Source organism: Streptomyces sp. SM11, from assembly GCF_002910905.1.
Lineage (GTDB): Bacteria > Actinomycetota > Actinomycetes > Streptomycetales > Streptomycetaceae > Streptomyces.
In genome coordinates this window covers 5,030-16,360 of the sequence record NZ_NEUE01000295.1, presented here as the reverse complement: position 1 = coordinate 16,360, position 11,331 = coordinate 5,030, and the positions used below count along the sequence as shown (strand labels likewise).

The 11,331-nt window shown below is 72.4% G+C and carries 13 protein-coding genes; 11 read left to right on the top strand and 2 right to left on the bottom strand.

Going from position 1 to position 11,331, the window contains the following annotated elements; translation table 11 throughout:
- The 6 genes from B9S58_RS32780 to B9S58_RS32755 all read left to right on the top strand — a co-directional run.
- On the top strand, nt 1-1,062 hold a 1,062-nt coding region (locus B9S58_RS32780; RefSeq protein ID WP_258045178.1), incomplete at its 5' end, for a pseudouridine synthase.
- 130 nt (nt 1,063-1,192) lie between these two features.
- Nucleotides 1,193-1,849 carry a nicotinamide riboside transporter PnuC gene (pnuC, locus tag B9S58_RS32775; protein WP_103535537.1) on the top strand — a complete coding sequence of 219 codons (657 nt, stop codon included), beginning with the start codon at nt 1,193-1,195 and terminating at the stop codon, nt 1,847-1,849.
- Nucleotides 1,846-2,925 carry an AAA family ATPase gene (locus B9S58_RS32770; RefSeq protein ID WP_103535536.1) on the top strand — a complete coding sequence of 360 codons (1,080 nt, stop codon included), beginning with the start codon at nt 1,846-1,848 and terminating at the stop codon, nt 2,923-2,925. Before pnuC ends, B9S58_RS32770 begins: the two co-directional genes overlap by 4 nt.
- Nucleotides 2,922-3,698, top strand: a complete 777-nt coding sequence (locus tag B9S58_RS32765) for an NUDIX domain-containing protein (RefSeq protein WP_103535535.1) — start codon at nt 2,922-2,924, stop codon at nt 3,696-3,698. The genes B9S58_RS32770 and B9S58_RS32765 overlap by 4 nt, the downstream gene beginning before the upstream one ends.
- Nucleotides 3,699-3,715: 17 nt before the next feature.
- Nucleotides 3,716-4,741, top strand: a complete 1,026-nt coding sequence (locus B9S58_RS32760; protein WP_103535534.1) for an ADP-ribosylglycohydrolase family protein — start codon at nt 3,716-3,718, stop codon at nt 4,739-4,741.
- A gap of 229 nt (nt 4,742-4,970) precedes the next feature.
- Nucleotides 4,971-5,414 carry an SRPBCC family protein gene (locus B9S58_RS32755; RefSeq protein ID WP_103535533.1) on the top strand — a complete coding sequence of 148 codons (444 nt, stop codon included), beginning with the start codon at nt 4,971-4,973 and terminating at the stop codon, nt 5,412-5,414.
- On the opposite strand, the gene B9S58_RS32750 is transcribed toward B9S58_RS32755, so the two are convergent.
- Nucleotides 5,380-6,123 (bottom strand): DNA polymerase beta superfamily protein, encoded by a 744-nt coding sequence (locus tag B9S58_RS32750; RefSeq protein WP_103535532.1) that lies wholly within the window; start codon nt 6,121-6,123, stop codon nt 5,380-5,382. The two genes, B9S58_RS32755 and B9S58_RS32750, sit on opposite strands and share 35 nt — an antisense overlap.
- A 55-nt stretch (nt 6,124-6,178) precedes the next feature.
- Nucleotides 6,179-6,640, bottom strand: a complete 462-nt coding sequence (locus B9S58_RS32745) for a Rieske (2Fe-2S) protein (RefSeq protein ID WP_103535531.1) — start codon at nt 6,638-6,640, stop codon at nt 6,179-6,181.
- A gap of 326 nt (nt 6,641-6,966) precedes the next feature.
- On the opposite strand from B9S58_RS32745, the gene aroH reads away from it, so the two are divergent.
- From aroH to der, 5 genes are all read left to right on the top strand, one after another.
- On the top strand, nt 6,967-7,329 hold the full coding sequence (gene aroH / locus B9S58_RS32740; protein WP_103535530.1) for a chorismate mutase: 363 nt from the start codon (nt 6,967-6,969) through the stop codon (nt 7,327-7,329).
- On the top strand, nt 7,326-8,411 hold the full coding sequence (locus tag B9S58_RS32735; RefSeq protein ID WP_103535529.1) for a prephenate dehydrogenase: 1,086 nt from the start codon (nt 7,326-7,328) through the stop codon (nt 8,409-8,411). Before aroH ends, B9S58_RS32735 begins: the two co-directional genes overlap by 4 nt.
- Nucleotides 8,412-8,533: 122 nt before the next feature.
- Nucleotides 8,534-9,229 (top strand): (d)CMP kinase, encoded by a 696-nt coding sequence (cmk, locus tag B9S58_RS32730; RefSeq protein ID WP_103535528.1) that lies wholly within the window; start codon nt 8,534-8,536, stop codon nt 9,227-9,229.
- On the top strand, nt 9,226-9,882 hold the full coding sequence (locus tag B9S58_RS32725; RefSeq protein WP_103535527.1) for a 1-acyl-sn-glycerol-3-phosphate acyltransferase: 657 nt from the start codon (nt 9,226-9,228) through the stop codon (nt 9,880-9,882). The genes cmk and B9S58_RS32725 overlap by 4 nt, the downstream gene beginning before the upstream one ends.
- A 68-nt stretch (nt 9,883-9,950) precedes the next feature.
- Nucleotides 9,951-11,331, top strand: a 1,381-nt coding sequence (gene der / locus B9S58_RS32720; RefSeq protein ID WP_103535526.1) for a ribosome biogenesis GTPase Der, incomplete at its 3' end; no start/stop codon positions are given.

The following is an 11,331-nucleotide window of genomic DNA, read 5'->3' as shown; positions in this document are numbered from 1 at the left end:
AGCTACCAGGGCGGGCGTGACAGCTACCAGGGCGGGCGGGACGAGGAGCAGCGCCTGCGCCGTCCCCGCCCCGAGGAGCGCCGCTACGACGTCGGCAACGACGCCCCCGGCGCCAGGTCCGAGCAGGACGGCCCCCGCAAGGGCCGCGGCTCGGCGGCCCGCGGCGGTGCCAAGGGCGGCCCGAAGCCCGCTCAGGGCGGCAGCGGGCGCAGTGGTGGTTTCCGCCGCGCCGCCCCCTCGCGCCCGCGTGAGCTGGACGCCAAGATCGAGCAGCGCAACCGCGACCGGTATGCGAACAAGCCCGAGATCAACCTCCCCAAGACCCACCCGGGTGCCGAGGAGGAGGGTGAGCGGCTGCAGAAGGTGCTCGCCCGGGCCGGCATGGGCTCGCGCCGGGCGTGCGAGGAGCTCATCGAGCAGTCCCGCGTCGAGGTCAACGGCGAGATCGTCGTCGAGCAGGGCAGGCGCGTCGATGTGCACAAGGACGAGATCAAGGTCGACGGCCTGACCGTCGCCGCCCAGTCCTACCTGTTCTTCGCGCTGAACAAGCCCGCCGGGGTCGTCTCCTCGATGGAGGACCCGGACGGCCGTCAGTGCCTCGGCGACTACGTGACCAACCGCGAGACGCGGCTGTTCCACGTCGGCCGGCTGGACACCGAGACGGAGGGCATCATCATGCTCACCAACCACGGTGAGCTGGCCCACCGCCTCACGCACCCGAAGTACGGCGTGAAGAAGACCTACCTGGCCGCCATCCAGGGTCCCCTGCCCCGTGACCTCGGCAAGCGGCTGAAGGACGGCATCCAGCTGGAGGACGGCTACGCCCGCGCCGACCACTTCCGCGTCGTCGAGAACACCGGCAAGAACTACCTGGTCGAGGTGACCCTCCACGAGGGCCGCAAGCACATCGTGCGCCGGATGCTGGCCGAGGCCGGCTTCCCGGTCGAGCGCCTCGTGCGGACGTCCTTCGGGCCGATCCCGCTGGGCGACCAAAAGTCCGGCTGGCTGCGCCGCCTCACCAACACCGAGGTCGGCATGCTGATGCGCGAGGTCGGCCTCTAGCCGCACCCGAACCCACGCGTAGGCCCGCGGCCGGTATCTGTTCGGAAAGTTCGAACAGAGCCGGCCGCGGGCCTTTTGCTGCCCCCGCCCACCCTTTATAGTCAGAGTGACTATTAAGAAGGAGGCGAGCGTGAGTCTCGCGGACATACTCGATCCCCTGCAACAGCCCCTGGTGACGATCCTGGACACTCCGGTCAGCTGGACCGAGGTGCTGGGCTTCGGCAGCGGGGCGCTGTGCGTCTGGCTCGTGGCCCGCCAGCACCTCGCCAACTGGCCGATCGGCATCGCCAACAACGTCTTCTTCATCCTGCTGTTCGCCCAGTCCGGTCTGTACGCCGACGCCGGCCTCCAGATCGTCTTCATCACCCTCGCCGCGTACGGCTGGTGGACCTGGACCCACGGGGGTGGACCGGGTACCTCCGTCCTGCCGGTGCGCAGAACGACCCGCACCGAATGGGCCTGGCTGCTCGCGGCGGGGGCGGTGGGGACCCTGGGGATCACCCTGCTGCTGTCCCGGGCGACCGACTCCACCGTCCCGTTCTGGGACGCGCTGACGACGTCCCTGTCCCTGATGGCGACGTACGGGCAGTGCCGGAAGCGGCTGGAGTCCTGGTGGCTGTGGATCGCCGCCGACGTGGTCTACATCCCGCTGTACGCCCACAAGGGGCTGTATCTGACCTCGCTGCTGTACGCCGGGTTCCTCGCGCTCTGCCTCGTCGGCCTGCGCGACTGGCACCGCGACCTGACCGCACGCGACGCACGGACCCCGGAGGTGGCCGCCGCGTGAAGCGTTACGGACACGGCCTGGTCCTCGGCAAGTTCTACCCGCCGCACGCCGGCCACCACCACCTGGTCCGGACCGCCCGGGACCGCTGCGAACGGCTGACCGTGCTGGTCTGCGCCGCCTCCGTGGAGTCCGTCCCGCTCGCCGACCGGGTCGCCTGGATGCGCGAGGTCCATCCGGACGTCACGGTGGTCGGCGCGGTCGACGACACGCACATGGACGTGGCCGACCCGGCGGTCTGGGACGCGCACATGGCGGTGTTCACCGCGGCCGTTCCCGAGCGGGTGGACGCGGTCTTCACCTCGGAGGCGTACGGGGAGGAGCTCGGCCGCCGTTTCGGCGCCGCGTCCGTCCTCGTCGACCCCGACCGCACCCTCTTCCCGGTCTCCGGCACCGCCGTGCGCGAGGACCCGGCCGGTTGCTGGGACTTCCTCCGGCCGCCCGTGCGGGCCGCCCTCGCCCGCCGCGTCGTCGTCCTCGGCGCGGAGTCCACCGGCACGACCACCCTCGCGCGGGCGCTCGCCGCCCACTACCGCGCACGCGGCGGGGTATGGGCGCGCACCGGGTACGTCGCCGAGTACGGGCGGGAGTACAGCGAACACAAGCTCGCCACCCTGCGCGAGCGGTGGCCCGGGGCCGCCTGGGAGGACGTCACCTTCACCACCGGCGACTTCCCGCTCATCGCGCGGGCCCAGAACGACCGGGAGGAGGCCGCCGCCCGCGCCGGCTCCCCGGTGCTCTTCTGCGACACCGACTCCTTCGCCACCACCGTCTGGCACGAGCGGTACGTCGGCGGCCGCAACCCGCTCGTCGAGGAGGTCGCCGACCGGGCCGCCCACCACCTGTGGCTGCTCACCGACCACGAGGGCGTCGCCTTCGAGGACGACGGACTGCGCGACGGCGAGGAGCTGCGCCCCTGGGTGACCGACCGCTTCCGTGCCGAACTCGCGCGCACGGGAAGACGGTTCATCGAGATCACCGGCCCGCCCGAGACGCGGCTCGCCGCCGCTGTCACCGCTGTCGACGAACTCCTCGCCACCGGATGGGACTTCGCCGCACCCCTCCCGGAGAAGCGATGAGCCCCCCCGCCCCCGAAGGCTACGACCCGCACGCCTTCGCCCCGTTCGCGGTCACCGTCGACCTCGCGGTCTTCACCGTCCGCGAGGCCCGGCTGCACGTGCTGCTCGTCGAACGTGGCCAGGAGCCCTTCCGGGGCCGGTGGGCGCTGCCCGGCGGCTTCCTCCTGCCCCACGAGTCCGCCGGCGACGCGGCCCGCCGCGAACTCGCCGAGGAGACCGGCCTCGGCCCCGGCACCGTCGGCGCCCTCCACCTCGAACAGCTGCGCACCTACACCGCCCCGGACCGCGACCCGAGGATGCGGGTCGTCTCCGTCGCGTACGCCGTACTCCTGCCGGATCTGCCCGAACCGCGCGGCGGCGGCGACGCGGCGAGCGCCCGCTGGTGGGACGCGGGCTCCGCCGGACCGCTGGCCTTCGACCACGACCGGATCCTCGCCGACGCCCATGACCGGATCGGCGCCAAGCTCGAATACACCTGCCTGGCCACCGCGTTCTGCCCCGCCGAGTTCACCCTCGGCGAGCTCCAGCAGGTCTACGAGACCGTCTGGGGCGTCGAGCTCGACCGCCCCAACTTCCGGCGCAAGGTCCTGAACGCACCCGGCTTCGTCCAGGCCGTCGAGGGCCCGCCGCGCCGCACCGGCGGACGGGGCAAACCGGCCGCCCTCCACCGGGCGGGCGACGCCACCGCCCTGCACCCGCCGCTCCTGCGCCCGCCACGGCCGGACGCCCCCGCAGACCCGTCGTACTCCGCACCGGAAGGACGAGACGGATGACACCGGAAGGACGAGAGATGACCATCGCCACCCCTCCCCTCACCAAGCAGGCGGCCACCGGCGTGCTGACCGGGCTCGCGCTCGGCGACGCCCTGGGCTTCCCCACCGAGTTCAACGACGTGCCCTCGATCCTCGCCAAGTTCGGCCCCTGGCGGCAGCTGCCCCTGCTGACGCCTGCCGTCGTCTCCGACGACACCCAGATGACGATCGCGCTGGGCCGTGCCATCCGTACCGCCATGGACAGCGGACTGCTCACCCCCGAACGGCTGGTGGGCCCGGTCCGCGAGGAGTTCGTCGCCTGGTACCACTCGCCGGACAACAACCGGGCCCCCGGCAACACCTGCCTCACCGCCTGCCGCCTGCTCGAATTCGACCGGGTCTGGCAGGAGGCCAGCCAGACGCACTCCAAGGGCTGCGGCGCGAACATGCGGGTCGCCCCCGTCGGTCTGGTCCCCGGCCTCAGCGAGGAGCAGCGCGCCGGGGCCGCCCAGCTCCAGGCCGCCCTCACCCACGGCCACCCCACCGCTCTGGCCGCCTCCGACCTGCTGGCCCGCGCGGTGTTCCTGCTCGCCCAGGGCGCGGAACCCCTCGGTCTGATCGGCCGGTTGCGCAGCTACGCCTACGACAACCGGAGCCGCTACCACACCCGCTGGCTCGGCGACCTCTGGCGCCACGCGGGCGACGCCACCCCGCAGGCGTACATCCAGCGTGGCTGGGACGAGTGCCTGACCGCGCTGGGAAGCGTCCAGGACGCACTGCGCGACCCGTCGCCGGAGACCGACCCGTGCGAGCGGACCGGGGACGGCTGGATCGCCGAGGAAGCCCTCGCCTCCGCCCTGCACTGCTTCCTCCTCTTCCCCGAGGAGCCTGTCACCGCCCTGCGCCGCGCCGCCTGCACCCGGGGCGACTCCGACTCGATCGCCTGCCTGACCGGAGCGTTGGCCGGGGCGCACCTGGGTGCGGCTGCCTGGCCCAAGGAATGGTCCGAGCGCATCGAGTACCGCAGCGACCTGCTGTCCCTCGCCGCGCTCTGGGACGCCTGAGCCATGACCAACGTCACCGACGGCCCCGGGGAACCGCAGGCGGACCGGTCCGGGGCGGTCGCCGGGAGAACGATGCCGAGGACGATCACGGGATCGAAGGATCCGTACTGCCATCGATCACGCGCCTCGACGCGCCGCTTCATCGGGCGAGGTTTCCCCGGGTGAGCCGATAGCGACCGGGTACGAGGGAGCGGAACCCGCTGTCGTACAGAAGGTCTGGTGGTTGTCCATGTCCTCCTCACTCGTCGAGACCGTCGACATCAAGGCGCCCGTGGCCGTCACCTGGGCGCTGTGGAGCGATGTCACCCAGTGGCCGAGGTTCCTGAGCCATGTCCAGCGCGTCGATCCGATCGACGAGCGGCGCTTCGCCTGGCAGCTCTCGCTGCCCGGCGCGGACAAGCGTTTCGTCGCGGAACTCACCGAGGTGGTTCCCGAGGACCGCATCGCCTGGAAGACGACCGAGGGAGTCCACCACGTGGGAGTGGGCACCTTCCACCGGCTCGACGACACGTCGAGCCGCGTCGCCCTGCAGGTCGCATACGACCCTCAGGGATTCATCGAGCACTTCGGGGCGCTGACCAACCTCGACTCCGCGCTGGCCGGCTACGGCCTGGGCGAGTTCCGGAAGCTGGCCGAGCTCACGGCCGCGTCGGGCGGTCCCCGGACGGTGTGAGCCCGGACCGCCCCGGAGCGCGATCGGCCGAGGCCCGCCGGGCCCGGACGAGGAAGTCCTCCACGGCAGCCCGGTCGGGCTCCGGCGGCAGCGGGGAGCGGGTCGCCGCCTCGTCGTTCTCCTCGCCGAGGAGGTTCATCCGGCGCTCCACCTCCGGCCAGGCCACCTTGCCCCGCTTCACCGCCAGCAGTCCCTCCCGGGCCTCGCCGACATCGATGCGCAGCTCGCCCGTACGCAGCAGGTCCCGGCCGCTCGTCAGCAGCCGCAGCAGATGCATCGCGTGCTTCCAGCGCGGTGCCCCGTGCACGCGTACGTCCGCCTCCAGCTTCTTCCGCTGGCCCTGCGCGTACCGGACAAACGTGCCGTGCGCGAGCCGGGAGAGGAACGCCCCGCGCAGTGCCAGCAGCTCGCGGCCGGTGCCGTCCACGGACTCCACCAGCGGGGAGTGCAGGCACTCCAGCACATTCGGGTTGGCCCGCAGCGCCAGCTCGCAGAAGCGTTCCAGCTCCCAGGAGAACTGCTCCGGCGCGGGGCCGTCGACATGCGTCGGCGGCTTCTCGAAGCGCCAGAACAGCGGGGTGGGCGCGAGGAACACCCCGCGCCGGTCCGTATCGCTGTCCTCGGTGGCCAGCCCGAAGGCGCGCGAGCCCATGACGCACGCGTAGACCGTGTGGTCGCGTACGAGAGCCTCGTCGGCAGGAGTGATCATGCCCGCGAGGGTACGGGCGCGGCGGCCGCCGCGCCCCGGATATTCGGGCCCGCCCTCAGCCCAGCCGGATCGTTCCGTCCGAGACGCTGATCCGCTCGGCGGGCAGCGGCCGGGGCGCCGGGCCGGCCTCGACCGCCGCGTCCGTGATGCTGTACCTGCTGCCGTGGCAGGGGCAGTTGATGGTGCCGTCGCTCACCGTCGAGACGAGACAGCTCGCATGGGTGCAAACGGCGGAGAACGCCTTGAACTCGCCCTCCTCCGGCTGGGTCACCACCACCTTCCGCTCCTTGAAGACGGTGCCGCCGCCGACCGGGATGTCCCCGGTCCCGGCCAGCTCCACGCCGTCCGAAGTGCCCGGCGACGCCCCGTCCGCGGCCTCGTCCGTCGCTCCTGCCGACGTGGTCGGTGTGCCGGTGGTGTCCCCGCCACCGTCCCCGTCGGAGGATCCGCAGCCGGTGGCCAGGGCTGCGGCGCCCGCCGCTCCCGCGGCCAGCACCGTCCTTCGCCGTGCGTTCATGGGCTCTCCTCCGATGGCAGGCGTGGTGCGGTGGACACTGGCCATCGTGGCGGCGGCGGGCCTCCAGGCGAAGCAACCGGGCGGACCGTGCGCCCGCCCGAGTGGCAGATGGGGCGGATTCGGCCGACATCGAGCCGGTACACGCACCTCATCGACGCGGGCGTGCGTCCCACGTCACCACCCGTCTCACGTCACCACCCGTCTCACGGACGGAACACCGTGATCGCGTCCGCCCCGGCCGACCTAGGCTGAGGTGAGCAGCCGGCCGCGCCACGGAGCGCCGGACCCGGAGGCGCCGACGAGCAGCGAAGAGCGAGGAGTACGACGTGGCGGTACGAGCGGTCCGGGGCGCCGTCCAGCTGGACCGGGACGAGTCCGGGCACATGGATCAGCGGGTCGGTGAGCTGCTGACGGCCGTCCTGGAACGCAACGAGCTCGTCGCCGACGACCTCATCAGCATCTGGTTCACCGCCACCCCCGACCTGCACAGCGACTTCCCGGCTGCCGCCGCCCGCGGCCTCGGCATCGTCGACGTACCCCTGATCTGTGCCCAGGAGCTGGACATCGACGGGGCCATGCCCCGGGTCGTCCGTATCCTCGTGCACGTCGAGACCTACCTCTCGCGTGCCGAGATCAGCCACGTCTACCTCGGCGCCACCGCCACCCTGCGCAAGGACATCGCCCAGTGAGAACCGCCCTCGTCATCGGAACCGGGCTCGTCGGCACCTCCGCCGCCCTCGCGCTGGCAGGCCGGGGTGTGCACGTGCACCTCGTCGACCACGACCCCGCCTCCGCCCGCACCGCGGCCGCGCTCGGCGCCGGTACGGACGAGCCCGCGGAGGGCCGTGTCGATCTGGCGATCGTCGCCGTTCCGCCCGCGCACACCGCCGCCGTCCTCGCCACCGCGATGCGCGACGGGGCGGCCCGCGGCTACCTGGACGTCGCCAGTGTCAAGAGCGGCCTGCGCCGCGAGCTGGAGGCGCTCGGCCTCGACCTCACCCCGTACATCGGTACGCATCCGATGGCGGGCAAGGAGCGCTCGGGGCCGCTCGCCGCGACCGCCGACCTCTTCGAGGGCCGCCCCTGGGTCCTCACTCCGACCCGGGACACCGACACCGAGGTGCTGAACCTCGCGCTGGAGCTGGTCGCCCTGTGCCGGGCCGTCCCCGTCGTCATGGACGCCGACGCCCACGACCGGGCCGTCGCCCTCGTCTCGCACACCCCGCAGCTGATCTCCTCGATGGTCGCCGCCCGGCTGGAGGAGGCCGACGAGACCGTCGTACGCCTGTGCGGCCAGGGCATCCGCGACGTCACCCGGATCGCCGCGTCCGACCCCCGGATGTGGGTGGAGATCCTCTCCGCCAACCCCGGCCCGGTCGCCGACGTCCTCGCCGGGGTCGCCGCCGACCTGGCGGAGACCGTGACCGCGCTGCGCGGCCTGCACTCCACCGACGAGGAGAAACGGCGCGCGGGCACCGACGCCATCGAGGACGTCCTGCGGCGCGGCAACGCGGGCCGTGTCCGGGTCCCCGGCAAGCACGGGACGGCCCCCACCGCCTACGAGACCGTGGCCGTCCTGATCGGCGACAAGCCGGGCGAGCTGGCCGCGATCTTCGCCGACGCCGACCGGGCCGGCGTCAACATCGAGGACGTCCGCATCGAGCACGCCACCGGCCAGCAGGCGGGCCTCGTCCAGATCATGGTCGAGCCCAGTGCCGCCCCGGTCCTCGGCGCGGCACTCCAGGAACGGGGCTGGTCGATCCGCGGCTGACCCCGGTCCCGCGCGGCGGGGCGCCGCCACCCCCGTACGGGGTACAAGGGCGCGTCCGGCACTCGGTAACCTGGTACGAGGCCGCCCCCAGGCCCGTCCGCCCCGCCCCGTGTACCAGGAAGGTGTCCACCACCGTGGAAACCGCACGCCCCTCCGTGATCGTCGCCATCGACGGGCCCTCGGGCACCGGCAAGTCGAGCACCTCCAAGGCCGTCGCCGCCGAGCTCGGCCTGAGCTACCTGGACACGGGCGCGCAGTACCGGGCCATCACCTGGTGGATGCTGAACAACGGCATCGACGTGAGCAACCCGGAGGAGATCGCGACCGCCGCCGCCAAGCCCGTGATCGTCTCCGGCACCGACCCCGCCGCCCCGACGATCACCGTCGACGGCGAGGACGCCGCCGGGCCGATCCGCACCCAGGAGGTCACCTCCAAGGTCAGTGCGGTCAGCGCGGTCCCCGAGGTGCGCACGCTCATCACCGGGCTCCAGCGCTCCATCGCCGCGGCCGCGACCGGCGGCATCGTCGTCGAGGGCCGGGACATCGGCACCACCGTGCTGCCCGACGCCGACCTCAAGATCTTCCTCACCGCCTCCCCGGAGGCCCGCGCCGCCCGCCGCAGCGGCGAGGTCAAGGGCTCCGACCTGACCGTCACCCGTGAGGCCCTGATCAAGCGGGACGCCGCCGACTCCGGCCGCAAGACCTCGCCGCTCGCCAAGGCGGACGACGCCGTCGAGGTGGACACCACCGAGCTGACCCTCCAGCAGGTCATCGAGTGCGTCGTCACCCTCGTCGAGGGGAAGCGGGTCGCCGCGTGAGCGATGCCACAGGCGCGCCCACGCGGCGCGGAGCGGCCGTCGGGCGGTCCATCGGCATCGGCCTGATGTACGGGCTGTTCAAGCCCCGGGTCCTCGGCGCGTGGCGCGTGCCCGCCGCCGGACCCGTCATACTCGCGGTGAACCACTCCCACAACATCGACGGACCGATGCTGATGGGCACCGCACCCCGGCCGGTGCACTTCCTGATCAAGAAGGAGGCGTTCGTCGGCCCCCTCGACCCGTTCCTGCACGGGATCGGCCAGATCGAGGTGGACCGTACGACCGTCGACCGCACCGCCATCAGCCACGCGCTCGGCGTACTGGAGGACGGTGGCGTCCTCGGGATCTTCCCGGAGGGCACCCGGGGCGAGGGAGACTTCGCCTCGCTGCGGGCCGGACTCGCGTACTTCGCGGTACGGGGCGGGGCGCCCATCGTCCCCGTCGCCGTCCTGGGAAGCACCGAACGCCGCGGACGGTTGGTACGGGGGCTGCCCCCGCTGCGCGGCCGGGTCGACGTCGTCTTCGGTGACGCGTTCGACGCGAGCGCCGGTGACGGGCGGCGTACGCGCAAGGCGCTGGACGAGGCGACCCTGCGGATCCAGGCGAAGCTGACCGCGCACCTGGAAAGTGCCAAGCGCCTCACCGGGCGATAGGCGAGACTTGAGTAGTGGACCGCGCTGATCGCGGTCCATCGATGATGATGTAAAGAGGAACGGACTTCATGAACGACCAGATTCACTCCGACGGCTCGGGCCACGAGCACGGAGCACTTGGCGATGCCGAGTTCGCGGAGTTCATGGAGCTCGCCGCGCAGGAAGGCTTCGATCCCGAGGAGGTCGAGGGCGCCCTCGACGAGGCCGGTCACGGCCCGCTCCCCGTGCTCGCGATCGTCGGCCGCCCCAATGTCGGCAAGTCGACCCTGGTGAACCGGATCATCGGCCGCCGCGAGGCCGTCGTCCAGGACAAGCCCGGCGTCACCCGCGACCGCGTCAGCTACGAGGCCGAATGGGCCGGACGCCGCTTCAAGGTCGTCGACACCGGCGGCTGGGAGCAGGATGTGCTGGGCCTCGACGCCTCCGTCGCCGCCCAGGCCGAGTACGCCATCGAGACGGCCGACGCGGTCGTCTTCGTCGTCGACTCGACCGTCGGCGCCACCGACACCGACGAGGCCGTCGTCAAGCTGCTGCGCCGGGCCGGCAAGCCCGTCGTCCTCTGCGCCAACAAGGTCGACGGCCAGAGCGGCGAGGCGGACGCCAGCGCCCTGTGGTCACTGGGCCTCGGCGAGCCCTACCCGGTCTCCTCGCTGCACGGCCGCGGCACCGGCGACATGCTGGACGCGGTCCTGGAGGCCCTGCCGAACGCCCCGGCCCAGAAGTTCGGCACCGCGCTCGGCGGTCCCCGCCGGATCGCCCTGATCGGCCGCCCGAACGTCGGCAAGTCCTCCCTGCTGAACAAGGTTGCGGGCGAGGACCGGGTCGTCGTCAACGAGCAGGCCGGCACCACCCGCGACCCGGTCGACGAGCTGATCAAGCTCGGCGGCATCACCTGGAAGTTCATCGACACGGCCGGCATCCGCCGTCGCGTCCACCTCCAGGAGGGCGCGGACTACTACGCCTCGCTGCGTACGGCAGCCGCCGTGGAGAAGGCCGAGGTCGCCGTCGTCCTGATCGACTCCAGCGAGTCCATCAGCGTCCAGGACCAGCGCATCATCACCATGGCGGTGGAGGCCGGGCGCGCCCTCGTCGTCGCGTTCAACAAGTGGGACACCCTCGACGAGGAGCGCCGCTACTACCTGGAGCGCGAGATCGAGACGGAGCTCGCGCAGATCTCCTGGGCCCCGCGCGTCAACGTCTCGGCCCTCACCGGCCGGCATATGGAGAAGCTGGTCCCCGCGATCGAGACCGCGATCGAGGGCTGGGAGACCCGCGTCCCCACCGGCCGGCTCAACGCCTTCCTCGGCGAGATCGTCGCCTCCCACCCGCACCCGATCCGCGGCGGCAAGCAGCCGCGCATCCTCTTCGGCACCCAGGCGGGCACCAAGCCCCCGCGCTTCGTGCTCTTCGCCTCCGGCTTCCTGGAGCACGGCTACCGCCGCTTCGTCG

Excerpts from the sequence above, each read along its gene's own strand:
- B9S58_RS32765 (WP_103535535.1), top strand. The coding sequence starts at position 2,922 with ATGAGCCCCCCCGCCCCCGAAGGCTACGACCCGCACGCCTTCGCCCCG.
- B9S58_RS32760 (WP_103535534.1), top strand. The coding sequence starts at position 3,716 with ATGACCATCGCCACCCCTCCCCTCACCAAGCAGGCGGCCACCGGCGTG.
- B9S58_RS32755 (WP_103535533.1), top strand. The coding sequence starts at position 4,971 with ATGTCCTCCTCACTCGTCGAGACCGTCGACATCAAGGCGCCCGTGGCC.
- B9S58_RS32750 (WP_103535532.1), bottom strand. The coding sequence starts at position 6,123 with ATGATCACTCCTGCCGACGAGGCTCTCGTACGCGACCACACGGTCTAC.
- B9S58_RS32745 (WP_103535531.1), bottom strand. The coding sequence starts at position 6,640 with ATGAACGCACGGCGAAGGACGGTGCTGGCCGCGGGAGCGGCGGGCGCC.